We start from the raw sequence: 20942 nt of genomic DNA on the forward strand, positions 1-20942 counted from the left end.
TGTGGGACCCCGCGAACTGACAGACGAAACTGGATCCCGAAATAGTTATGCGTGGGCCGAAGTACCTCCAGAATGAGTCGAAACACGCGTCAACGATCCGTATTCGGACTGGACAACTGTGACATCAAACACACGAACGTTCCTGGTGCCGGTCGCCAAGTCGGTGACGTTACGCGACACCGTCTCGTACGCGATCGAGACGGCCGGTGACGCGGCCGAAACCGGGGAAGCGACCGTTCACTTCGTCGTCGTCGCCAGTGGCAGAGCTATCGATCCCGACGGCCCGGACGAGCTGGCCGCCGACAGGGAACTGCTCGAACGAGTCGAGGCCTGGGCCCAGGAAGACCGCAGCGAGGCGGACGGGATCGCAGTCGAGACCGACATCGTCGGCCTCGATAGGTATCTCTTCTCGCCCGGCGAGTACGCCGAGACGCTCATCGAGTACGCGACAGCGAACGGGGTCGACCGGATCGTCCTCGACCCCGAGTACGATCCCGGCGGCTCCGCGCCGATGTTGCGTCCGCTGCAGGTCGATCTCGCGCGCAGCGACATCGAGATCGAAGAGGCACCGGTCGAGCGCCAGACCCGCCGGACCGTACTCGCGCGTGCCGAAACCCTGCGGAAAGCCGCCGTCGTCTTCGGCGCGTCGCTGCTGTTTTACCTCGTGCTTGGGTCGCTGTCTCTGTTCGACGTACTGACCGGTGCGGTGACGGCCGGCATCGTCGCGGTCCTGCTGGCTCCCGTCGCCTTCAGCGAACAGCCGTCGTTCGGACGGCTCGGACGCCAGGTCGTACGAATGGGTCTGTACGCCCCCTTCCTGCTGTGGGAGATCACGAAGGCCAACGTCGAGGTCGCGTACGTGGTGTTACACCCATCGCTACCGATCGACCCCAAGATGGTCCGCCTCCGGGCGGCCGTCTGGGGCGATACGCCGGTGACGACGCTGGCAAACAGCATCACGCTCACGCCGGGCACGCTGACCGTCGACGTGGCAAAGCGTTCCTTCACGATCCACTCGCTGACCCAGTCGGCGCGAGACGATCTCTTCGACGGCGTGCTCGAACGGGCCGTTCGCTTCGTCTTCTACGGCCGTGCCGCCGCTCGGATCGCGAGCCCCGCCGAGCGGGGGGACGGGGAGGAAATCGATGATTGAACTGTCCACTGCCCTGCAGGGCGTCGCGGCGCTGTTCGTCTGCTTCGCCATCGTCGCCCTCTATCGCGTGTATCAGGGACCGACACCCCACGACCGCGTGATCGCCGTCAACGTCGTGGGCACCAACACCGTCATCGCCATCGCGTTGCTCGCAGGTGCGTTCGACGACCAGCTGTTCCTCGACGTGGCGCTGGTCTACGCGCTGTTGAACTTCCTGCTGAGCATCGCGTTCTCGAAGTTCAACGTCGAGCGCGGGGGTGTGCTGTGATGGAGCCGATCGGCTGGCTCGCCGTCGGCCTCGCGGTCGTCGGTGCCTTCTTCGCGTTCGTCGCGGCCGTCGGACTGGTGCGGCTGCCCGACGTGTACACCCGCACCCACGCGGCCTCCAAGAGCGACACGCTGGCCGCCGTGCTGTCGCTGGCGGGCGCTGCCATCGCGATCCAGTCGGAGCTGGCGACGATCAAGGCCGTCCTGTTGCTGGTGTTCATCTTCCTGACGAACCCGACGGCCGCCCACGCCATCGCTCGCGCTGCCGACGACCAGGGCATCGAACCGTGGACGACCGACGACACGGAGGTGACAGACAGTGCCGACGACAGTTGAACTCGCCTTGCTCGTGTTCGTCCTGGGCTGTGCGCTCGGGGCGGCAGTGCTGCGTGACGTGCTGGCGTCGGTGATCGCCTTCGCGGCCTACAGCCTCGGAGTCTCGATCATCTGGATCGTCCTGCAGGCACCCGACGTCGGCCTGACCGAGGCCGCCGTCGGGGCCGGCGTCATGACGATCCTGCTGCTGCTGGCGCTCGCCAACACGTCCCGGCCCAGCGAGGAACGGCGCTTCGAGTCGATCAGCCTCCGGACGGCGATCGTCGTCCTCGTCTTCGTCGCCGTCATGGCCTCGACGATCCCGGCGCTCCCGGCCATCGGTGGCCCGGACAATCCGGTCGTCGACGGCGAGGTGAGCCAGTACTACCTCGACAACGCCTACGACCAGACGGAGGTCCACAACGCCGTGACCGCGGTGCTCGCGGGCTATCGTGGACTGGACACGCTCGGCGAGGCCGTCGTGGTCTTCGTCGCGGGCGTGGCGACACTGTCGGTGCTCCGACGGGAGGACTTCGCATGAGCGACGCCGAACAGCCCGGTCTGTACGTCGAGAGTACGGTCATCATGACCACGGTGCGGGTCGTCACCCCCTTCATCCTCACCTTCGGCCTCTTCATCATGTTCCACGGGGCCGACTCGCCCGGCGGCGGGTTCCAGGGCGGCGTCATCGCGGGCTCGGTCGTGATGATGCTCGCGTTCGCCTACGGAATCGAGGCCACGCGCGACTGGCTCGACAGCCGTCTCGTCGTGGCGATCGCCTCGCTTGGCGTGCTCACGTTCGCCGGCATCGGCCTGGGATCGATCCTGCTCGGTGGCACGTTCCTCGAATACCACCTGTACCCCATCGAGAAGGCCAGCAAGTACGGCATCGAACTCGTCGAGCTGGGGATCGGCGGGATCGTCGCCAGCGTCATCATCGGCCTGTTTTTCGTGATCGCGGCCGGCTTCGGCCACGCGATCGACGGAGGTGACGAGTCGTGATCGACACGTTCCTGACACACTACAACTACTACGCGGTCGTCGCGTTGCTCGGGATCGGCGTCTACATGCTCGTCGAGTCGAGCAACCTCGTGAAGAAAGTCATCGGCATGAACGTCTTCCAGACGGGGATCTTCCTGTTTTTCGTGACGACGGCCTACCGCAGCGGTGCCGGCCCGGCCGTCGTCTACGAGGGAGCGGGACCCTACGTCAGTCCGCTCCCGCACGTGCTGATCCTGACCGCGATCGTCGTCGGCGTGAGCCTGACGGCCGTCGCACTCGCCCTGATCGTCCGCATCTACGCGGAGTACGGGACCCTCGACGAGGAGGTGCTGCGAGAACTCGACCATGATTGAACACGCCCCTGTCCTTGTGATCGTGCTACCGATCGTCGGCGGCGCGCTCCCGCTACTGTTCGGACTGTTCACCGACCGTCTCGGCTGGCCGATCGCGACGGTGACGCTGCTGGGCCAGACCGTCCTCGCCGTCGCACTGGCGACGACGGTGGTCGACGGCGGCGCGGTGTCGTACGTCCCGGGCGGGTTCGTCGCCCCCTACGGGATCGAACTGGTCGTCGACGGGCTCTCGGCGGTCGTGCTCGTCCTGATCGCCGTCGTCTCCCTGGGCGTGCTCGCGTACGCTCGTCGGGCGGGCCCCCACGCGGACAGCTTCTACGCCCAGTACCTACTGTTGGTCGCCGGGCTCTCCGGGATGACTGCCACCGGCGACGTGTTCAACCTCTACGTCTTCCTGGAGATCACGGGGCTGGCCGCCTACGGCCTCGTCGCGAGCGGCCGGTCTGCCAGTGCCGCCGTGGCCGCGCTGAAGTACCTCATCATCGGGACGATCGGCGCGTCGCTGTACCTGCTCGGTGCGGGCTACCTGCTCGCGGCGACGGGAACGCTCAACATGGCCGATCTGGCGGTCAAGCTCGCCGACGCGGGCTACGACTCCACGCTCGTGCTGACGGCGTTCGGGCTGATGGTCGGCGGCCTCGCGGTCAAGGTCGCGCTCTATCCGCTGCACACCTGGCAGCCCGACGCCTACGCCGCCGCCCACGACACCGTGAGCACGCTCATCTCGGCGCTGGTCTCGACGGTCGCGGCTTACGCGCTGGCACGCCTGCTGTTCTCGGTCTTTACGGTCGGCTTCTTCGACGCCGTGCCGATCGCACAGACGGCGCTGTTGACCGTCGCCGCGGTCAGCATCGTCGCCGGGAGCCTGCTGGCCGTCGCCCAGTCGGACGTACAGCGAATGCTGGCGTACTCCTCGGTGTCGCAGTTCGGGCTGGTGATCGCCGGCTTCGCGGTGGGGACCCAGGCGGCCATCGTCGGTGCGCTCGTCCACCTCGTGGGCCACGCCGTCATGAAGGGCGGACTCTTTGCCGCGACCGGGATCGTCGAGCGACGGACCGGCGCACGACGGCTCGCAGAGTACGCGGGACTCGGCGAGCGCGCACCCGTCACGGCGGCCGCCATCGCCGTGCTCCTGTTCGCGATGGTCGGCGTCCCGCCGGCAGTCGGCTTCGTCGGCAAGTGGTACATCGTCGTCGGCGCGGTCGAGGCAGGCAGGTGGTCGCTCGTCGTCGTCTTGCTCGCGAGTACGCTGCTGACGCTGGCGTACTTCGCGCGGCTGTTCGAGCGGATGTACTTCACCGCGCCGCCCTCGGCCAGTACCACGGACGTGACGCCGGTGCCGGACGGCGGTGACGGACGCGAGGCGGTGTCGACGGGGATGGTGGCCGTCGTCGTCGCCGCGGCCCTGCTCGCGGTCGTCCTCGGCGGGACCGCACCCCTGGTCGAACAGATCGTCGAACAGACTGTCAGTACTTTCCCACACCCATGATCGATCCTTCACTGCGACCGGTACTCGCCATTCTGGCGTCGTTGCTGGCGATTCCGCTCATCTTCGCCACGAGTAGCAGACGGAACCTCCGGGAGGGCGTGACGATCGCGGCCGCGCTGACGAAGTTCGGCCTGATCGCGAGTCTCGTCCCGAGCGTCGTCTGGGGCGGCGAGACCCACGAGGCCTCGCTGTTTACCCTCGCCAGTGGCATCGAGCTGGCACTGGAAGTCGACGCGCTCGGCCTGCTCTTTGGCCTGCTGGCGAGTCTGCTGTGGATCGTCACGAGCTTCTACAGTATCGGCTACATGCGCGGCCTCGACGAGCACGCACAGACGCGGTACTTCGCCTCTTTCGCCGCCAGCCTCGCGGCCGCGGTGGGCGTGGCCTTCGCTTCGAACCTCCTGACGCTGTTCGTCTTCTACGAGCTGCTGACGGTCGCGACGTACCCGCTGGTCACCCACGACGAGACCGACGAGGCCCGCGCGGCCGGCCGCAAGTACCTCACCTACACCTTCGGGGGCGGCGTCGCGGTGCTCGCCGGGACGGTGCTGCTGTACGCGGCGACCGAAACGACCGCGTTCACGCCCGGCGGTATCGCCGAACTCGCGACGACCGACCCGACGATCGCTCGCGCCATCTTCGCGCTGCTGGTGACCGGGTTCGGCGTCAAGGCCGCGCTGATGCCGATGCACTCCTGGCTGCCCGACGCGATGGTCGCGCCGACGCCGGTGTCGGGGCTGCTCCACGCCGTCGCCGTCGTCAAGAGCGGCGTCTTCGGGCTCGCGCGGGTGATCCTCGACGTGTTCGGCCCCGAGACCGTCGAGAGCCTGGGCGTCGGGCTCCCGCTGGCCGTCGTCGCGACGGCGACGCTCCTGATCGCGAGTATCATCGCGCTCGGCCGCGACAACCTGAAGCGCCGGCTCGCGTACTCGACGATCAGTCAGCTGTCCTACATCGTCCTCGGGCTCGCGTTGCTCAGAGAGAACGCGCTGATCGGCGGGCTCTTGCACATCCCCGCCCACGCGTTCATGAAACTCACGCTGTTTTTCTGTGCCGGCGCGATCCACGTCGAGACCCACACCGACGACATCTCCGACATGGCCGGGATCGGCCGGCGGATGCCCCTGACGATGGCCGCGTTCGCCGTCGCGAGCGCGGGGATGGCCGGCATCCCCCTGCTGGCCGGCTTCGTCAGCAAGTGGTACATCGTGATCGGCGCGATCGAGGGCGGCGGGTGGTTCTTCGCCGGTGCCCTGTTGCTCTCGGGCGTGCTCAACATCGGCTACTTCTGGCCGGTCGTCTACCAGGCGTACTTCGAGTCGCCCGACGACCACGACGAGAAGCCCCTCCTCAGGGGGGTCTTCGGCGGCCAGACCGCCGTCGAGACCGACGGGGGCCGCCCGGTCGAAGATGGCGACGACCACGCCGACGAGCCTGAGCCCTACGAGACCGATCACCTCGGCAAGTACGACGAGGCACACGACCACCACGGCGGGCCGCCCGAAGGTGGCTGGACCGCCGCCGGCTGGTGGGGCGGTGAGAGCACGTGGTTCATGCTCGGGCCGATCCTGGCGGCCGCCACGGGCGCGGTCGTGCTGGGGATCGTCCCCAACACCGCCGTCTTCCTGGAGATCGTCACCACCGTCGTCGAGAACGTGGGGGTGATGGCCTGATGACGGGGCTTGCGACTGTCCCGCCGGTGTTCGTCCTGCTGGCGGTCGCGCTGCTGGTGGCCGTGCTCCCCCGCCGCGTCGGTCACGGGCTGGGGGTCCTCGCGACGGGCGCGCTGGTCCCGTGGTCGCTGTCGATCTCGGCTGGCGTCTACCACGACGTGACCTTCCTCGGGTTCGACGCCGTCTTGCTGAACGTCGACGAGTTCTCGCGGCTGATGGGGCTGATCTTCGGGATCATCGGTGCCGTGGCGGTGCTGTACTCGCTGGCCAGCGACGCCGACCGAGTCCAGACGGCGTTCGCACTCTCCTACGTCGCGACCAGCGTCGGCGCGGTGTTTGCCGGTGACTGGCTCACCCTCATCTTCTTCTGGGAGCTGATGGCCGTCACCAGCACGCTGCTGGTCTGGCACTACGGCGGCAAGGCCGTCCGGGCTGGCTTTCGCTACGCCCTGCTGCACGGCCTCGGCGGCAGCCTCCTGATGGGGGCGATCCTCTGGCACTACAGCGTCGCCGAGACGTTCCTCTTTACCGGCGACGGGATCGCCGCCGGACCCGCCGCGATCCTGGCCGCGCTGGGGATCGGCGTCAACGTCGGCTTCGTGGGCCTGCACACCTGGCTGCCCGACACCTACCCGCGCCCGCACATCGCCGCGAGCGTGTTCCTCTGTGTGTTCACGACCAAGACCGGCGTCTACGGCATGTACCGGGCGTTCCCCGACGGTCACCTGCTGATCGCCTACATGGGCGGTGCGATGGCCGTCTTCGGCGTCTTCTACGCCCTGCTTCAGAACGACATGCGGCGGCTCCTCTCCTATCACATCCAGTCACAGGTCGGGTACATGGTCGCCGGTGTCGGCATCGGATCGGTGCTCGGCGTCGGCGGGGCCTTCGCCCACGTGTTCAACCACATCCTCTACAAGGCCCTGCTGTTCATGACCGCCGGTGTCGTCATCTACCGGACCGGCGAGGAGAGCCTGAAGAAACTCGGTGGCCTCGCCCGCGAGATGCCGATCACGGCCGGTGCGTTCAGCGTCGCGGCCCTGTCGATCGCCGGGTTCCCCGGCTTCAACGGCTTCGTCAGCAAGGGCATCGTCATCTCGGCGAGCCACTACGACTTCAAGAAGGAGGCGCTGGTCCACGTCGGCGAGTACACCGGGCTTGAGTTGCTCCTCTTGCTCGGCGGCGTGGGCACGTTCATGTCGTTCATCAAGTTCGGCTACTACGCGTTCTTCCACGGCGAGCACGACGGCGAGGTGAGAGACGCCAACCGCGGCCAGAGCGTCGCGATGGTCGTCGTCGCCGTCCTCTGTGTGGTCTACGGGCTCTACGACACGGCGCTGTTCTCGATTCTCCCCGTCGACGTGACCGCCGAGAGCCTCGCACACCCCTACAAGACCTACACGATACCCCACGTCGCCGAGGGCGTCGTCCTCGCAGTGCTTGGCCTCATCGGGTTCTACGCCACGAAAAAGCCCCTCTCGAAGCTCGGACGCGTGCCGGACCTGGACCGCATCTACAACCCGGCGGTGTTCTACGGCGCGCGCGGCGTCGTCCTCGGGACGATCCGACTGTACGGCGCGGTCGACCGCGTCGCCGTCCGGACGGCGACCACCGCGACCGCCGTCGCGACCCACCCTGAACGGGTGGCCGCACGATTCGAGCCCAGCAATCAGGACGACGGCCCCGTAACGCTGCGGGCCGGCATCGGCCTCAGTGTCCTCGTGCTCGCGCTGTTCGTCACGGTCGGGCTGATCCTGCTGTTCTGACCGCGACGACCGCGGCGCTCAGAACTCGCACCCCCGTCGAAACGGAACCGCCAACAGACGAACGCTGCCGACCATTATCTTCGTTGATTCTGCCGCCAACCCACCGCTGAAGCCCGGAAACACCGTCTCAAGCGAGGCCTAATTTTCTGCTTTGATACTGGCGCAAGAGCCTTTATTTACCCGTCTCGGGTATTTCCGGACAAGCGCGTGACCACCGGACGGCGTGTCCCGAATGGGATGTCGCGACGGCATCGACGGACCGCCGCCGGCAGGCGCGCGACGAACGGAGACAACACATGGACGTGAAAGCACTTTTCGACGACGACGAGGCTGTGAGCCCGGTGATCGGTGTCATCCTGATGGTGGCCATCACCGTGATCCTCGCAGCCGTGATCGCAACGTTCGTCCTCGGCCTCGGGGACCAGATCAGCAACACCGCACCGCAAGCCAGCTTCAGCTTCGACTACACTGAAGACGACATTACTGAAGGAGATACGCTCGAAGTAACCCACAACGGTGGTGAAACCATCTCTGCAAACGAGATTGAGGCAGCTGTCTCCGGTGCTAAAGATGGGGGGTCTGATGCTACCTACAATGGCAATCTGTTCACGGACAATAGTGGTTCAGACGTGAACGCTGGCACGACCGATACGATCAGATACGACGACTTCAGTGGTTCAGTATCGGATCTCGACCTCAGCGGCGCGACGGTCCGCGTCACCTACCAGCCCGCAGAGGGTGGCAACTCGGCGACGCTCGGTCGCTGGGACGGCCCGGACGCCTAACTGACGCCGTTTTTCTCTCGGTTTCGCCCGTTATGTCAATCAAGAGGGCAACCGCCGTGATTATATAGGATCATCCCACATTCCAGTTGTACGAAGGATGGTCGCGTGGGACTGCACCGGCTGGGGGCCGATACACTGTGAGTAACGCCGACGCAGCGCAAGCCACGGGCACGCACCCGACGCTCTCGAAAGGCGAGATCTTCGAGGTGCTCCAGAACAAGCGTCGGCGCTACGTCATCCAGTACCTCCGTCGACACGGCGGCCCGGTCGAACTCGGGGAGCTGGCCGACTACGTCGCTTCCCTGGAGTACGACTGCCCACAGACCAGCGTCACGTCGACGCAGCGCAAGCGCGTGTACACGACGCTCCAGCAGACCCACCTGCCGAAGATGGACAACGCCGGCATCGTCGCCTACGACTCCGAGGACGGCGTGATCCAGACGACGCCACAGACCGAGGATCTGACGGTGTATCTGGAGATCGTCCCCGGCGGAGAGTTCCCCTGGCGGGAGTTTTACCTCTCCTTTGGCGCGGTGAGTCTGGCGATCATCGCTACGCTGTGGGTCGGCGTGTTCCCCTTCACGCTTGTCTCGCCGCTGGTCTGGGCGACGCTGTTCGCGACGATCCTCACCGCCGCGGCGGCTTACCACACCCTCTCCGGCCGGACGATGACGCTCACGGAGTACGGCGAGCCCGTCGAGGACTGCGACGACGAGGCCGACGAGGAGTGACGCCAGAGCGGTCTGTGACTGCGCTCGAACGAATTGCCGAGCACCAGCGGTGTGTCTCGGAACAGAGTGACGGCCTGCGGGCCAGAAGGTCGCTGGTCCGGAGCCATCACACCGCATGGTGCCGTCGACGACTCCACAATCATTATCAACGGTGAAGATTGCTCCTCCCCTCGATATCGGGTATCCAAGGCCCTCTTGAAGCGTTCCAGCGCGTGATTGAAGCGATAAAACGTAGACAGGGTATAAGTACCCCCGGCAGTATCGATTGAGGTAGCACCCACCGCGAGCAGGGGGGCAGGGGATGCCCCGCTCGCTGTGGACGGGTGTGCGTGATAACCATGGATCTGAAACAGCTATTCAACGACGACGACGCGGTATCGCCTGTCATCGGTGTCATCCTGATGGTCGCCATCACGGTGATCCTGGCAGCCGTTATCGCGTCGTTCGTCCTCGGACTCGGTGACCAGACGAATACAACGCCAACCGCGAGCTTCAGCTTCGATTACGACTCCGATGCTCCATCTGTCAAGATCACCCACGACGGTGGAGACCCAATTCAGGCCGACGAACTGTATATCCGCGGTACTGGTGGTTCTGGTGGTGGTAGCGATATTGATGAATCTTGGTCAAACAAAGCTTCGGTACCAACATCTTCAATGGTCACGGCTGGTAATGCCGTGACGTACGACTCGGAAATCGGGAGCAATGGAGACTGGGATCTGAGTGTCGTCTACGTCTCGAACGAGGGCGATTCCTCGGCCTCACTGTCCTCTGACAGCGGCCCCGACGCCTAACGACCGCGCTCTTTCCTCCATTTTTTCGACCGGTGAGCGACGGCGCTGTCCACGACAGCTTTATTTCCCGTGTCGCACTGCCGTGATACGATGGACGTAGACCGGGCTGTCGTCTGGGGAGTCGTCGGGCTCGTCGCGGTGACGACGCTCGTCTCCGGGCCGCTCGTGGGGGCCGTCGATCTGACGAGCGACGCCGAGACGCCTGCGTACGGTTCGGGATCGGTCACGGTCGAGTCGGCGTCGCTGCCAGAGCGGGCGACGCTGACGGCGGGGCGGTTCGGGGCCGGCGAGTACACGCTCCGGGTGCCCGACGCGACCGTGGCGATCACCGCCGTCGAGGGCCAGCCGTTGCTCGTCTACCGGCTGGAGATCGACGAGCGCGGGTACACGCGGTCGACGACGCACTTCCTCTCGACGGAGAGCGTCGGCTCGTACGCGGCGTCGATGTCCGACGACACGTTCCCGCCGGACACGGTCAACCGGACGAGCTACGAGGGCCGCCTGCAGGTGGTCGTGCGCGCGAACGACACCAGCCGGGTCGTCGCCGAGCGCTCGACGACGGTGGAGGTGATCGAGTGATCGACCGCAAGTCGAGGAGACGAGCGAGCGGGCTGTCCTCCCGGTTCCTCTTTGGCGACCGCGTCGGGCTGCTCGTCTTTCTCGGGAGCCTCTGTCTGTTTCTGGCGCTGTGGCGCACGGCCTTTCTGATCAACGACTCCCACACGATCGCCAACGGGCTGGCCGCCGTCGCCGACGGCAATATCGCGTTGACGGACCCGGAGTACGGTTCGCTCCGGTCGCCGGGGACGAACTTCTACGGCGGTTCGACGTACTCGCGCAACTACGGCGTGATCGTCCTCGCGCTGCCGTTCCTCGCTGCCCTCCGCGGGATCGAGGCCGTCGCCGATCTCCCCGTCGCGCTGGTGGCGCTGTGGTCGCTGCTGGTGTACGGAACGATCCTCGTCGCCGGCCGGCAGTTCGGCCGCGAGCGCCTCGCGCGGCTCGGCGGCGGCTGTGTCGTCGCCGCGGTGTTCCTGCTCAACGTCGCGCTGGTCCGGCCGATCGATCCGGTCCCACACCACCAGCTCGCCTTGCAGTTGGTACACGCGACTGCCGGTGCCTTCGTCGGCACGCTGGCGTATCGCCTCGTTTCGTTCACCGACGGTCGACGGCGTGGCGTCGTCGCCGCCGTCGCAGTCGTGGGTGGGACGCCCCTGGCGTTCTGGGCGACCGTGCCCAAGCGCCACGTCGTCACGGCCGCGGTTGCGCTGGCGGTCGCTCTGGGACTCGCCTACAGCCGCGACGCCGAGCGCGACTGGGCCTTCGAGTCGCGAGCGGTCTGTTACGCGCTGCTGGCGCTGTTGGCGTGGGTTCACGCGCCAGAGGCGCTGGTGCTGTTCGTCCTGTTCGTGATCGTCGACGTGCCGACGGCACCGGACAACGGCCCGCGGACTCTGGGTGTGCTCGGCGGAGTCTTCCTGCTGGCGCTCGTCCCGCTGTTCGTGACGAACACGCTCATCACCGGCGATCCGCTGACCGTTCCCCGGATGCTCCGGACTGTCGGCCAGGGAAGCGACATCTCGCTCACCGGCGAACTGTCCTCGGGTGACGGGTCTGGCGGTTTCGACATGACGAATCTCCCTCGGTTCGTACGCGTCGGAATCGTCCTCGGACAGTCCGCGGTAGAGCCACTGATGAAACTGCTCGGACTCGTTCGGCGCGGTATCCACTCGCTCCAGACCGACCCGACAGCTGCCTATCGAACGCTCGTCCGGAGCGGATACATCCCGGAGGTCGCGAACAGCGCCGAGGGGACGCCCGAAGCGAATCTCACTCTGTTGGAGTCCACTCCCGTCCTCGCGACGATTGCAGCGGCGGTTTCGACCAGCCTCGTCGGGATCGAACGTGCAGTCGAGCGGCGATCACTTCCCAGTGGGGTTACGCCCGCCGACGCGTTCCTCGCGCTCGCTGCCGCTTCGCTCATACTCATATATATTGGTTTACTTCCCCACCACGCTCAGGTGACCGTTCGGTACCTGTTCCCCGTCGCTCCCATCCTCGTCTGCCTCGCCGTGAGGCTCCCACCGACCGGGCGAGCACTCGACGCCCACTGGCGGACGGTGCTCTGGAGCTGGAGCGGTGGCGTGCTGATCGGCGGCCAGCTCGTCCTCGTCGCGCTCGTCGCGCTCGACGTGGGCCGTGCCGAAGCGTTCCAGTTTCACGCCGTCCTCGCTCTCGCCGTGGCGCTGGCTCTGGGCAGCTGGTCGTTGCTGTCGGTCGCGAGCGAGCGCTTCGACAGAGTCGGCGCGGCACTGTTCGGGCTGGCGCTCGCGTCGTCGACGGTGTTCGTCGCGTTCGCAGCGGTGGAGTACTTCGGCCTGGGTGGCGCACACGCCCTGCCGATGGTGCGTACGCTGGCCGACGCGATCCCGCTCCGTTGACGACGGGTTTTTGTGCTGGCTCGAAGTACCGCCGACATGGATCAGCTCAAACAGTCGCTGTTGGACGCACCTATCATCGAGAAGGACGGATATCACTACTTCGTGCATCCGATCAGCGACGGCGTTCCGATGCTGCGTCCTGAACTGCTTCGCGAGATCGTCATCAAGATCATTCGGAAAGCCGAGCTCGAAGACGTCGACAAGATCGTCACACCGGCCGCGATGGGGATCCACATCTCCACTGCGGTCTCGCTGATGACGGACATCCCCCTCGTCGTCGTCCGAAAGCGCCAGTACGGCCTCGACGGCGAGGTGTCGCTCTCGCAGGTCACCGGCTACTCGGAAAACGAGATGTACGTCAACGACGTCTACGAGGGCGACCGCGTGCTCGTGCTCGACGACGTGCTCTCGACCGGTGGCACGCTGGCCGCGCTCACGGGCGCGCTCGAAGACATCGGCGCGGACATCTGTGACATCGTCTGTGTCATCAAGAAAGAGGGCGGAGAGAACAAGCTCGCAGACGACGGCTACCACGCGAAGACGCTCATCAACGTCGACGTCGTCGACGGCGAGGTCGTCGTGGTCGACGAGTACGGCGACGACTAAGAGGAGCGGCGCGCGCTGTCGCGGCCGCCGTGCCGCGACGACCGTGTGCGAGGGATGAGCGACCTACGGGAGCGAATCGGTTGGGGAGGCGCGTGGCTGTCGCGTCTGCTGGCCTGGCGGACGAACGGGCGAGTCGAGGGCGTTCAGGAGACGCTCCGCCTCGCCGTCGTGATACTGTCCGTTGCCGTGCAGACAGATTGCCGTACAGCAGATCGTTCGCGACGCTCGTCTGCTGAGGAATTCCCTCGACAGACGTTCTTCACTCGACTGAGAGGGTTCAAATCGACGTGTGCTATTTCGAGCGACCAGTCCACTCGTCGCTACGCTCCTCGTTCAGTTGGTCGCTCGGAAAATAGCGGGAGGTGGATTTGAACCGGAATCAGACGTGCTCGCTTCCCTGCGCGCGACTGATAGGGTACAAATCCACTCGGCGTAGATTTGCCGCTCGCGAGTTTGCTCGCGGCAAAATATAGCGGGAGGTGGATTTGAACCACGCCCACTTCGGTCGCGTCGCTCCCTCGTGGTCTGCTTCAAATCAACGTGTGCTATTTCGAGCGACCAGTCCACTCGTCGCTGCGCTCCTCGTTCAGTTGGTCGCTCGGAAAATAGCGGGAGGTGGATTTGAACCACCGATCTACGGGTTATGAGCCCGCCGGAATCTCCTGGCTATCCCATCCCGCTACTATCTCGTATCGTCTCCCCCCGATTAAGGGTTGTGATTCGGTCGTCCTCTGTGGGTTCCTCTCGCGGCACACTCACTCGTGGACGCGCCAGGTGAAGATGCTCTCGAAGACGTAGTTGACGAACATGGCGATTCCGATCGCGCCGCCCTTGACGAAGATCGGCCAGAGGTCGACCGGACCCACCGAGACGGGCACGTTGACCTCGTAGACGACGAGGACGGCGAAGAGAATGCTCCACTGCAGCGTCGACCCACCGGCACGGACGAGGTGCGAGCGCAAGAGGCGCGTGCCGAGCGAGCGGCGGTCGTCCTCGCCTTCGCTCGCGAAGGTCCAGTTGTCGTTGACGGCGAACATCACGAGGATCGCGATCTCGATGCCGACGGCGTTGGCGACGGCGGTCGACACGCCGACGAACTGGTCGAGGACGACGAACGTCGTCGTGTCGAAGGCGGCCCCGACCGCACCGACCGAGGCGAACTTGCCGAACCGGACCCCCGAGAGCAACGATCGGAGGGGAGCGAGGCGGCTACTCATCGTTGTCGATCAGTGCGGGACCCTCCTCGCGTGTCGCGGCGATGGCGGCGTGCAGACGGCTGTCGCTCAGTCGCTTCGCCCGGTGGCGTGCGCGCAAGAGCGCCGTCGCCATGTTCAGCGACGTTCGCACCGGCGAGACCGTCGAGCCGGGTCTGTCCTCCCACTCGATGGGGACCTCCGCGACGGTCAGCCCCAGCGCACCGGCGATCGCGACCAGCTCTACGTCCCAGGCGAAGCCGGCGTCGTAGAGGTGCGTGCGCACGTGCTCCCACCCCTCGGCCGTGATCGCCTTCGCGCCACACTGGTAGTCGTACAGCGACACGTCGAGCAGGTGGCCGGCGATCCAGGCGAAGCCGTCGCCCAGGAACCGCCGCGCGAAGGTCTGGTGGCTGCTGACGGTCGCGTCGGGGTGACGACGAGAACCGACCGCCAGGTCCGCATCGCCGGCCCTGACCCGGTCGATGACGTGTGCGAGCGAGGCCGCGTCGGTCGATCCATCGGCGTCGGCGAACGCGCGAACGTCCGTCTCGGTCGCCTCGAAGCCGGCGGTGATCGCGGCTCCCTTCCCGCGGCGGTAGGGGACGGCGTTGACCGCGGCAGGGAGCGCGGCCAGCCGCTCGGTGACGCCGGGTTCCGGGTCGTCGAGTTCGATACGGATCTGTGCCGGAGCCAACTGCTCGTCGAGCGTCCTGACGTACGAGCCCAGTCGATCCACGTCCGGTCGAAACGCGGGCACGACGATACCCACCGACTGATCCATTCGTCCGGGCAATCGAGACCGCGGCTAAAAACAGTTCGACATTCCCGCCGGCCACGGGGCAGTGCAAAAAGCGTATTATCGGTGGTGACGCTGTCCCCACTAATGGAATACGGTCTCGTCGCGCTCTGGCTGGCGCTCTATCTCGCTCTACTGGTGGCCGGCAGCGTCGTCACGAGCTGGCTGTTCCCGCGCTTCGAGGACGGGGGCTCCGGCGTCGCGGTCGTGCTGTCGATCGCCGTCGTCTGGTTCGTCACCTTCTTCGTCGGCCGACTGTCGATGACGGCGGGGATCTGGCTGGGCGTCGCCGTGCTGGTCGGCCTGGTCGCTCTGGCGGGAAGCCGTGGCGTCGACCTCGATCTGGGGCGGATCGGCGAGAGCTGTCTGGTCTTTACCGGGGCCTTCCTGTTCCTGGTCGGGATGCGCGTGTTCGCGGTCCCGCTGGGCGCGAGCGACCCGGTGATCGCGCCGCTCCCGCTGGCGATCGGCGAGAAGATGCTGGATTTCGGCCTGCTGAAGTCGCTCGTCCGAGCCGAGAGCCTGCCGCCCGAAGACGTGTGGTTCGCCGGTGAGCCGGTCGCGTACTACTACGGCGGCCACCTCGTCGCGGCGATTCTCACCCGCATCACCGGCACCGCAGGGCGGTTCGCCTACAACCTCTCGCTGGCGGGCTTCTACGCGATGCTCGTGACCGCGGTGTACGGCGTCGCCGGCAACGTCGCGGCCGACCGCTCGATCCCGCGTCGGCTGGCCGGCCTCCTCAGCGTCTTCGCGGTCGGGCTCGCGAGCAACCTCACGACGCCGGTGCGAGTGGTGCTCGCACTCCTGCCCGACGGCCCGTCCGCGTGGCTCGCTGGCGTCGTCGGGATCGAACGGGACGGGCTGGCAGACGGACTCGGTCAGTTCTACTACTTCGACGCGAGCCGCGTCATCACCGATCACCGGAGCGACTTCGCGTTCCAGTTCGGCGACGCCGATCCGGGTGCGACCGCGCCGACGATCAACGAGTTCCCCTTCTTCTCGTGGTTCAACGGCGACCTGCACGCCCACATGATGAGTACCGCGTTCCTCGTCTTCGCCGCGGCGGTCTGTCTGGCCTACTACCGGACGCCCGCCCGCGAGGTGTCGCGCCGTCGGCTGCTCGTGGTCGGCGTCCTTCCACCGGTCGCTGGACTGCTGGCGGTCACGAACACCTGGTCGTTCCCGACACCGGCCGGGCTGGCGCTGCTGACGGTCGTCCTCGCACCGGCCGACGCACGGTCACTGCTGCCCGAACCGCTCGCCGACCGGTTCCCCGAAACTGCCGTCTGGCGGGAGGGGTCGCGCCTCGCCGTCGGCCTGGGCGTCGCCGTCGCCGTCGTCGCGCTTGGCTTGCTCTGGTCGCTGCCGTTCTGGCTCGGGCCGGCAAGCGGGCGCGAGATCGCCGTCCTGCCGGACCGGTCCTCGCTGACGGAACTGCTGCTCGTCCACGGGCTCTTTCTGGTCACCTTCCTCGCGTACCTCGCGGCGCGGGGCCGCCAGCGCTTCGGCGAGCGGGCGACCACCGTGACAGTCGGGGCCGCCGTCGCGATCGGCGGCTTCGCGGTCCTCGATCTCGCCGCCCTCGGCCTGTTCGTCCCGCTGGTGGGCGCGTGCTGGGCCCTCGCGCGACGGCCCGGCACGTCTCCGAGCACCGCCGCACCCGCTGGCGACACGGACCGCGCACGCTCGGACGGCGGCGCGGCCAGTGCCGGGTTCGAGACGGTGCTGATCGTCGCCGGCATCGGACTCGTGACGCTGATCGAGTTCGTCTACCTCAAGGAGCCGACCGGACGGATGAACACGGTGTTCAAGGTGTCGATGCAGGTGTGGGTGCTGTGGAGTCTCGCCCTCGGGCCGGCGCTGGCGTGGGTGTTCACGAACCGCGTCACCGTCCCAGCGGACACACTCGGTCGGGCCCGCTCGGCGCTGCCCCGCGTCGCCCTCGCCGTCCTCGTCGTCGGTGCCGGGCTGTACGCCCCGCTGGCGGCGACGACCGCGTTCGACGGCTCGGACCCGACGCTGGACGGACTCGCCTACCTCGACTCGGAGTACCCAGAGGAGGCCGCGGCGATCCACTGGCTCGACGACCGCTCCGGGCGACCGGTCCTCGTCACAGCGGCACCGGGCGGGTACACCTGGGACGCCTCGGACGGCGAGGGATCGAGTGCGCCGGCCAGTCTGACCGGACTCCCGACCGTCCTCGGGTGGTTCCACGAGGCACAGTACCGCGGAGACGAGCCCTACCAGGAGCGACTGACGGACGTGCGGACGATCTACACCGGCGAGCCCGAAGAGCAGGCCGCGCTGCTCGAAGGCTACGACGTGCGGTACGTCTACGTCGGCCCGGTCGAGCGGGCCACCTACGACCAGATCACCGTCGACGCGGTGGCGGGCGTCGAGCCGGTCGAGGAGTTCGACGGTGTGACGATCTACCGGGTCACAGACGACAGTGACGAAGAGCCGTCCTAGCCCGCAGCAAACGGCGTGTGCCCCGTCGCTGGCGGCCCCAATGGCGGGATCCGAGAATCAGCCACCGGGACCCAGCGCGGCGATGTCGGCCCCGACCGTCGCGAGCGCGTCGGCGGGATTCGGATCGCTGTCCGCGAGGTGTCGCCAGTCGTCGTCCGGTGCCCGTTCGAGCAGCGCGACGACGGCCGCGCGGTACTCGCGGAACTGGGCACCGGGATCTGCCCGCTCCTCCCAGACGCTCCGGATGACCGTCCGCGAGTCGATCCTGACCTCGATCCGTGCGGGCTCGAACTGCGCCAGCAGGCGCGCCAGTCCGAGCGCGAGCGCGGCGTACTCGGCGGTGTTGTTGTCCGTCCGCGAGCCGACCGGCCGCGCGAGACGGAGCAGCGACTCGCCGGCCTCGTCCTGCACGACGGCCCCAGCGCCCGCCGGCCCCGGATTCCCGCGGGAGCTGCCGTCGACGTAGAGAATCGCCGTCTCGCCGGCCAGGTCGCGATCGACCCGCGTTTCGTGGTCGTCGGCCGCCAGCACGTGCTCGATCGCCGCCCGCAACTCCGCCGGCTCGGTTCCGGGCTCGAACAGTCCGCCGATGCCGGGGACCGCCGCGTCGATCGCGTCGATCGCTGCCGACACCTCGTAGTCGTACGCGGCCAGGACGCGCTCGGCCAGCGGTGACAGCGACTCCGCCGGGAGATCGCGGGCCGTCGTCACCGTGACCACCGCCACTGTCGTCGCGACCGTTCCATACGCGGAGTCGGAGCTGTAGCCACCTATCGATGTCGGTGGGTGTGATGTGCCCTCGACAGTCGAGAGTCGCCGCTACGAGAGACCGTCGAGGGCAGTGATAGCAGAGAGAACGAGACAGACCGCCAGCAGGATCAGGCTTCGCCGCGTGGCTCGACGACGCCGACCGCACCGGCGTCGACGTCTTCGGTGTCGAGGTGCATCGCGACGAACTCGCGGCGCATGAACCGTTCGCGCTCCTCGGGTTTGCCGATCGTACACCACAGCTGCGGTTCGTCCGGCCCGTGCCAGTCGCCCTGACGGGCGATCGCGAAGCAGACGTACTCCTCCCCGTCGTACTCGATTGTGGCACCCTTCCGGATTCCCGGATCCCCGTGGATAATGAGCTTCTTCATGCGCCAGTCTTTGCCGACAGCGCACTTAGCTTCTACGGTGCGGAACGCGAATCTGTTGCCCTGACCGAGCGACGCGAGGCGTGAGCGGGCCAACCGCGGGAGCGAGCCCCGACCGTCACGGACGGCTGGCTCTCGAACGGCCACAGCAGTTTTGCCCGTGGGACGACATTTCTTCGGGCATGGACGAAGTGTTCGGACGGCGTGACACGAATACGGGCTCGGGCGTCGGGCGGACAGTCGTGTGGGGCCTCCGCCTGCTCGGCCTGGTGATCGTGGTGCTGGGTCTGGCACTGTGGCTGCTGACCAGCGCGGGCCTGGTCCTCCTGCCCGGCGTCGTCGTTGTCGCCGGCCTCGCGGTGATGGTGATTCCGGGACTCCTCGCCGGGCTCGTCGAGTTGCTCTCCTGATACCGTCGAGTGGCCGGGACCGAACCGTCGGGGTTTTAAGCACCGCTGTGTAACCTCGCCGTAAGGTCGATATCTATGCAGATGCCACGCCGATTTAACACGTACTGTCCGCACTGTAACGAGCACAACGAACACGAGGTCGAGAAGGTCCGTTCCGGCCGCACGTCGGGCATGACCCACATCGGCGGCCGTCAGGCCGACCGCAACTCAAAGGGGATCGGGAACTCCGGGAAGTTCTCGAAGGTGCCCGGTGGGGACAAGCCCACCAAGAAGACGAACCTCAAGTACCGCTGTAGCGACTGTGGCAAGGCCCACCTCCGCGAGGGATGGCGAGCTGGCCGACTGGAGTTCCAGGACTAGAACGATGGCAGGAAGCTTCCTCTCCGTCGAATGTCCGGACTGTGAGAACGAACAGACGGTCTTCAGCAAGGCCGCCACCGAAGTCGCCTGCGCGGTCTGTGGGCACACGCTCGCCCGCCCGACCGGCGGCAAGGCGACCATCGAGGGTGCGGTCCTCGAAACGGTCGAACAGCGATGAAGTACAGCGGCTGGCCCGAATCCGGCGAACTCGCCGTCGGCAAGATCGACGAGATCGAAGACTTCGGTGTCTTCGTCGACCTCGAAGAGTATGAGGACAAGCGCGGCCTCTGTCACATCAGCGAGGTCGCCAGCGGCTGGATCAAGAACGTCCGCGACCACGTCAACGAGGGCCAGACTGTCGTCGTGAAGGTGCTGGAGATCGACGAGGACGCCCAGCAGATCAACCTCTCGATCAAGGACGTCAACGACCACCAGCGCAAAGAGAAGATCCAGGAGTGGAAAAACGAGCAGAAGGCCGACAACTGGATGGAGCTGGCCTTCGGCGAGGACCTCGCCGACGAGCAGTACGCCGCCGTCGCGAACGAACTGCTCGCCGACTTCGGCTCGCTGTACGACGGCTTCGAGGCCGCGGCGATCCACGGCACGGAAGCGCTCGACGAGACGGACCTCTCCGAGGACGAGATCGACGCCATCGTCGAGACCGCACGCGAGAACGTCTCGGTGCCCTACGTCGACGTGACCGGCTACGTCGACCTGACCTGTCCCGACAGTGACGGCGTCGAGATCATCAAGCAGGCGCTTCAGGCCGCCGAAGGCGACGCCGACGCACTCCCCGACGGCGCGGACGCAGACGCCGACGTGCCCGAGGAGGTCGAACTCGAAGTCACCTACGTCGGCGCGCCCGAGTACCGGATCAAGGTCCGGGCCCCCGACTACAAGCGCGCCGAATCCGAGCTCGAAGCCAGCGCCGACCGCGCCAGCGCGGTCGTCGTCGAACACGGTGGCACCGGCCAGTTCCACCGCGAGCGCAACGAAGACGAAGAGTAAGCCGATGCGGGCCGATCTCCGCGTCTGTTCCGAGTGGGCGTCCGAGCACGACCGGCCCGTCTACACGCTTTCTGAGCGCTGTCCCGAGTGTGGGAGCGACGCCGTCAACAGCGCGCCGGCACCGTTCGATCCCGCGGACCCGTACGGCGAGTATCGACGCGCACTTAAGCGGCGCCGACGGGAGTAGGG

Annotated in this window: 25 protein-coding genes and 1 tRNA gene; 21 read left to right on the forward strand and 5 right to left on the reverse strand. The window is 66.7% G+C overall.

The window, feature by feature from the left end; translation table 11 throughout:
* Positions 1 to 118: 118 nt before the first annotated feature.
* From AC5FRZ_RS11325 to hpt, 15 genes are all read left to right on the forward strand, one after another.
* Positions 119 to 1153, forward strand: a complete 1035-nt coding sequence (locus AC5FRZ_RS11325) for a monovalent cation/H+ antiporter subunit E (RefSeq protein ID WP_208626462.1) — start codon at positions 119 to 121, stop codon at positions 1151 to 1153.
* The gene (locus tag AC5FRZ_RS11330; protein WP_153553898.1) at positions 1146 to 1421 is read left to right on the forward strand and encodes a cation:proton antiporter; all 276 of its coding nucleotides are present in this window, start codon (positions 1146 to 1148) and stop codon (positions 1419 to 1421) included. Before AC5FRZ_RS11325 ends, AC5FRZ_RS11330 begins: the two co-directional genes overlap by 8 nt.
* Positions 1421 to 1756: a monovalent cation/H(+) antiporter subunit G gene (gene mnhG / locus AC5FRZ_RS11335; protein WP_170094899.1), complete on the forward strand. Its 336-nt coding sequence runs from the start codon at positions 1421 to 1423 to the stop codon at positions 1754 to 1756. The genes AC5FRZ_RS11330 and mnhG overlap by 1 nt, the downstream gene beginning before the upstream one ends.
* Complete coding sequence (locus AC5FRZ_RS11340; protein ID WP_170094900.1) at positions 1740 to 2276, forward strand: DUF4040 domain-containing protein; 537 nt, start codon at positions 1740 to 1742, stop codon at positions 2274 to 2276. The genes mnhG and AC5FRZ_RS11340 overlap by 17 nt, the downstream gene beginning before the upstream one ends.
* Positions 2273 to 2737 carry a Na(+)/H(+) antiporter subunit B gene (locus AC5FRZ_RS11345; RefSeq protein WP_015763808.1) on the forward strand — a complete coding sequence of 155 codons (465 nt, stop codon included), beginning with the start codon at positions 2273 to 2275 and terminating at the stop codon, positions 2735 to 2737. Before AC5FRZ_RS11340 ends, AC5FRZ_RS11345 begins: the two co-directional genes overlap by 4 nt.
* Positions 2734 to 3090, forward strand: a complete 357-nt coding sequence (locus AC5FRZ_RS11350) for a cation:proton antiporter subunit C (RefSeq protein ID WP_015763809.1) — start codon at positions 2734 to 2736, stop codon at positions 3088 to 3090. Before AC5FRZ_RS11345 ends, AC5FRZ_RS11350 begins: the two co-directional genes overlap by 4 nt.
* Entirely contained in the window at positions 3083 to 4579 is a 1497-nt protein-coding gene (locus tag AC5FRZ_RS11355) for a monovalent cation/H+ antiporter subunit D family protein (RefSeq protein ID WP_493564627.1), read from the forward strand. Before AC5FRZ_RS11350 ends, AC5FRZ_RS11355 begins: the two co-directional genes overlap by 8 nt.
* The gene (locus AC5FRZ_RS11360) at positions 4576 to 6252 is read left to right on the forward strand and encodes a cation:proton antiporter (RefSeq protein ID WP_493564628.1); all 1677 of its coding nucleotides are present in this window, start codon (positions 4576 to 4578) and stop codon (positions 6250 to 6252) included. Before AC5FRZ_RS11355 ends, AC5FRZ_RS11360 begins: the two co-directional genes overlap by 4 nt.
* Positions 6252 to 8018, forward strand: coding sequence for a Na(+)/H(+) antiporter subunit D (locus tag AC5FRZ_RS11365; RefSeq protein WP_170094903.1), 1767 nt, complete (start codon positions 6252 to 6254; stop codon positions 8016 to 8018). The genes AC5FRZ_RS11360 and AC5FRZ_RS11365 overlap by 1 nt, the downstream gene beginning before the upstream one ends.
* Positions 8019 to 8314: 296 nt before the next feature.
* Positions 8315 to 8803, forward strand: coding sequence for a type IV pilin domain-containing protein (locus AC5FRZ_RS11370; RefSeq protein ID WP_493564629.1), 489 nt, complete (start codon positions 8315 to 8317; stop codon positions 8801 to 8803).
* A gap of 137 nt (positions 8804 to 8940) precedes the next feature.
* Entirely contained in the window at positions 8941 to 9534 is a 594-nt protein-coding gene (locus tag AC5FRZ_RS11375) for a DUF7344 domain-containing protein (RefSeq protein WP_170094905.1), read from the forward strand.
* A gap of 338 nt (positions 9535 to 9872) precedes the next feature.
* Positions 9873 to 10328 (forward strand): type IV pilin domain-containing protein, encoded by a 456-nt coding sequence (locus AC5FRZ_RS11380; RefSeq protein WP_372480587.1) that lies wholly within the window; start codon positions 9873 to 9875, stop codon positions 10326 to 10328.
* A 90-nt stretch (positions 10329 to 10418) separates the two neighbouring features.
* Positions 10419 to 10907, forward strand: a complete 489-nt coding sequence (locus tag AC5FRZ_RS11385; protein WP_493564630.1) for a hypothetical protein — start codon at positions 10419 to 10421, stop codon at positions 10905 to 10907.
* The gene (locus AC5FRZ_RS11390) at positions 10904 to 12769 is read left to right on the forward strand and encodes a hypothetical protein (protein ID WP_493564631.1); all 1866 of its coding nucleotides are present in this window, start codon (positions 10904 to 10906) and stop codon (positions 12767 to 12769) included. The genes AC5FRZ_RS11385 and AC5FRZ_RS11390 overlap by 4 nt, the downstream gene beginning before the upstream one ends.
* Positions 12770 to 12805: 36 nt before the next feature.
* Positions 12806 to 13375 carry a hypoxanthine/guanine phosphoribosyltransferase gene (gene hpt, locus AC5FRZ_RS11395; RefSeq protein WP_153553910.1) on the forward strand — a complete coding sequence of 190 codons (570 nt, stop codon included), beginning with the start codon at positions 12806 to 12808 and terminating at the stop codon, positions 13373 to 13375.
* A gap of 606 nt (positions 13376 to 13981) precedes the next feature.
* On the opposite strand, the gene AC5FRZ_RS11400 is transcribed toward hpt, so the two are convergent.
* The 3 genes from AC5FRZ_RS11400 to AC5FRZ_RS11410 all read right to left on the reverse strand — a co-directional run bounded on the left by AC5FRZ_RS11400 (position 13982) and on the right by AC5FRZ_RS11410 (position 15352).
* A tRNA-Met gene (locus AC5FRZ_RS11400) sits at positions 13982 to 14056 on the reverse strand.
* 74 nt (positions 14057 to 14130) lie between these two features.
* Positions 14131 to 14592, reverse strand: coding sequence for a GtrA family protein (locus tag AC5FRZ_RS11405; RefSeq protein WP_170094909.1), 462 nt, complete (start codon positions 14590 to 14592; stop codon positions 14131 to 14133).
* Positions 14585 to 15352 (reverse strand): glycosyltransferase, encoded by a 768-nt coding sequence (locus AC5FRZ_RS11410; RefSeq protein ID WP_493564632.1) that lies wholly within the window; start codon positions 15350 to 15352, stop codon positions 14585 to 14587. The genes AC5FRZ_RS11405 and AC5FRZ_RS11410 overlap by 8 nt, the downstream gene beginning before the upstream one ends.
* A 102-nt stretch (positions 15353 to 15454) precedes the next feature.
* On the opposite strand from AC5FRZ_RS11410, the gene AC5FRZ_RS11415 reads away from it, so the two are divergent.
* Entirely contained in the window at positions 15455 to 17839 is a 2385-nt protein-coding gene (locus AC5FRZ_RS11415) for a DUF2298 domain-containing protein (RefSeq protein ID WP_493564633.1), read from the forward strand.
* A 57-nt stretch (positions 17840 to 17896) separates the two neighbouring features.
* On the opposite strand, the gene AC5FRZ_RS11420 is transcribed toward AC5FRZ_RS11415, so the two are convergent.
* A complete protein-coding gene (locus tag AC5FRZ_RS11420) occupies positions 17897 to 18559 on the reverse strand; it encodes a ribonuclease HI family protein (RefSeq protein WP_493564634.1) in 663 nt (220 codons plus the stop codon).
* A 158-nt stretch (positions 18560 to 18717) separates the two neighbouring features.
* Positions 18718 to 18978, reverse strand: coding sequence for an HAH_0734 family protein (locus AC5FRZ_RS11425; RefSeq protein ID WP_153553914.1), 261 nt, complete (start codon positions 18976 to 18978; stop codon positions 18718 to 18720).
* A gap of 179 nt (positions 18979 to 19157) precedes the next feature.
* On the opposite strand from AC5FRZ_RS11425, the gene AC5FRZ_RS11430 reads away from it, so the two are divergent.
* The 5 genes from AC5FRZ_RS11430 to AC5FRZ_RS11450 all read left to right on the forward strand — a co-directional run bounded on the left by AC5FRZ_RS11430 (position 19158) and on the right by AC5FRZ_RS11450 (position 20940).
* A complete protein-coding gene (locus AC5FRZ_RS11430; RefSeq protein ID WP_170095369.1) occupies positions 19158 to 19385 on the forward strand; it encodes a hypothetical protein in 228 nt (75 codons plus the stop codon).
* 75 nt (positions 19386 to 19460) lie between these two features.
* The gene (locus AC5FRZ_RS11435) at positions 19461 to 19745 is read left to right on the forward strand and encodes a 50S ribosomal protein L44e (RefSeq protein ID WP_153553916.1); all 285 of its coding nucleotides are present in this window, start codon (positions 19461 to 19463) and stop codon (positions 19743 to 19745) included.
* 4 nt (positions 19746 to 19749) lie between these two features.
* On the forward strand, positions 19750 to 19923 hold the full coding sequence (locus AC5FRZ_RS11440; protein WP_015763826.1) for a 30S ribosomal protein S27e: 174 nt from the start codon (positions 19750 to 19752) through the stop codon (positions 19921 to 19923).
* Positions 19920 to 20753, forward strand: a complete 834-nt coding sequence (locus tag AC5FRZ_RS11445) for a translation initiation factor IF-2 subunit alpha (RefSeq protein WP_372480580.1) — start codon at positions 19920 to 19922, stop codon at positions 20751 to 20753. The genes AC5FRZ_RS11440 and AC5FRZ_RS11445 overlap by 4 nt, the downstream gene beginning before the upstream one ends.
* Positions 20754 to 20757: 4 nt before the next feature.
* The gene (locus AC5FRZ_RS11450) at positions 20758 to 20940 is read left to right on the forward strand and encodes an RNA-protein complex protein Nop10 (protein ID WP_170094913.1); all 183 of its coding nucleotides are present in this window, start codon (positions 20758 to 20760) and stop codon (positions 20938 to 20940) included.
* Positions 20941 to 20942: the final 2 nt, after the last annotated feature.

This window comes from Halomicrobium sp. HArcht1-1 (genome assembly GCF_058933285.1).

Excerpts from the sequence above, each read along its gene's own strand:
- AC5FRZ_RS11330 (WP_153553898.1), top strand. The coding sequence starts at position 1,146 with ATGATTGAACTGTCCACTGCCCTGCAGGGCGTCGCGGCGCTGTTCGTC.
- mnhG (WP_170094899.1), top strand. The coding sequence starts at position 1,421 with ATGGAGCCGATCGGCTGGCTCGCCGTCGGCCTCGCGGTCGTCGGTGCC.
- AC5FRZ_RS11345 (WP_015763808.1), top strand. The coding sequence starts at position 2,273 with ATGAGCGACGCCGAACAGCCCGGTCTGTACGTCGAGAGTACGGTCATC.
- AC5FRZ_RS11355 (WP_493564627.1), top strand. The coding sequence starts at position 3,083 with ATGATTGAACACGCCCCTGTCCTTGTGATCGTGCTACCGATCGTCGGC.
- AC5FRZ_RS11360 (WP_493564628.1), top strand. The coding sequence starts at position 4,576 with ATGATCGATCCTTCACTGCGACCGGTACTCGCCATTCTGGCGTCGTTG.
- AC5FRZ_RS11365 (WP_170094903.1), top strand. The coding sequence starts at position 6,252 with ATGACGGGGCTTGCGACTGTCCCGCCGGTGTTCGTCCTGCTGGCGGTC.
- AC5FRZ_RS11370 (WP_493564629.1), top strand. The coding sequence starts at position 8,315 with ATGGACGTGAAAGCACTTTTCGACGACGACGAGGCTGTGAGCCCGGTG.
- AC5FRZ_RS11380 (WP_372480587.1), top strand. The coding sequence starts at position 9,873 with ATGGATCTGAAACAGCTATTCAACGACGACGACGCGGTATCGCCTGTC.
- AC5FRZ_RS11385 (WP_493564630.1), top strand. The coding sequence starts at position 10,419 with ATGGACGTAGACCGGGCTGTCGTCTGGGGAGTCGTCGGGCTCGTCGCG.
- hpt (WP_153553910.1), top strand. The coding sequence starts at position 12,806 with ATGGATCAGCTCAAACAGTCGCTGTTGGACGCACCTATCATCGAGAAG.
- AC5FRZ_RS11405 (WP_170094909.1), bottom strand. The coding sequence starts at position 14,592 with ATGAGTAGCCGCCTCGCTCCCCTCCGATCGTTGCTCTCGGGGGTCCGG.
- AC5FRZ_RS11410 (WP_493564632.1), bottom strand. The coding sequence starts at position 15,352 with ATGGATCAGTCGGTGGGTATCGTCGTGCCCGCGTTTCGACCGGACGTG.
- AC5FRZ_RS11415 (WP_493564633.1), top strand. The coding sequence starts at position 15,455 with ATGGAATACGGTCTCGTCGCGCTCTGGCTGGCGCTCTATCTCGCTCTA.
- AC5FRZ_RS11425 (WP_153553914.1), bottom strand. The coding sequence starts at position 18,978 with ATGAAGAAGCTCATTATCCACGGGGATCCGGGAATCCGGAAGGGTGCC.
- AC5FRZ_RS11430 (WP_170095369.1), top strand. The coding sequence starts at position 19,158 with ATGGACGAAGTGTTCGGACGGCGTGACACGAATACGGGCTCGGGCGTC.
- AC5FRZ_RS11435 (WP_153553916.1), top strand. The coding sequence starts at position 19,461 with ATGCAGATGCCACGCCGATTTAACACGTACTGTCCGCACTGTAACGAG.
- AC5FRZ_RS11440 (WP_015763826.1), top strand. The coding sequence starts at position 19,750 with ATGGCAGGAAGCTTCCTCTCCGTCGAATGTCCGGACTGTGAGAACGAA.
- AC5FRZ_RS11445 (WP_372480580.1), top strand. The coding sequence starts at position 19,920 with ATGAAGTACAGCGGCTGGCCCGAATCCGGCGAACTCGCCGTCGGCAAG.
- AC5FRZ_RS11450 (WP_170094913.1), top strand. The coding sequence starts at position 20,758 with ATGCGGGCCGATCTCCGCGTCTGTTCCGAGTGGGCGTCCGAGCACGAC.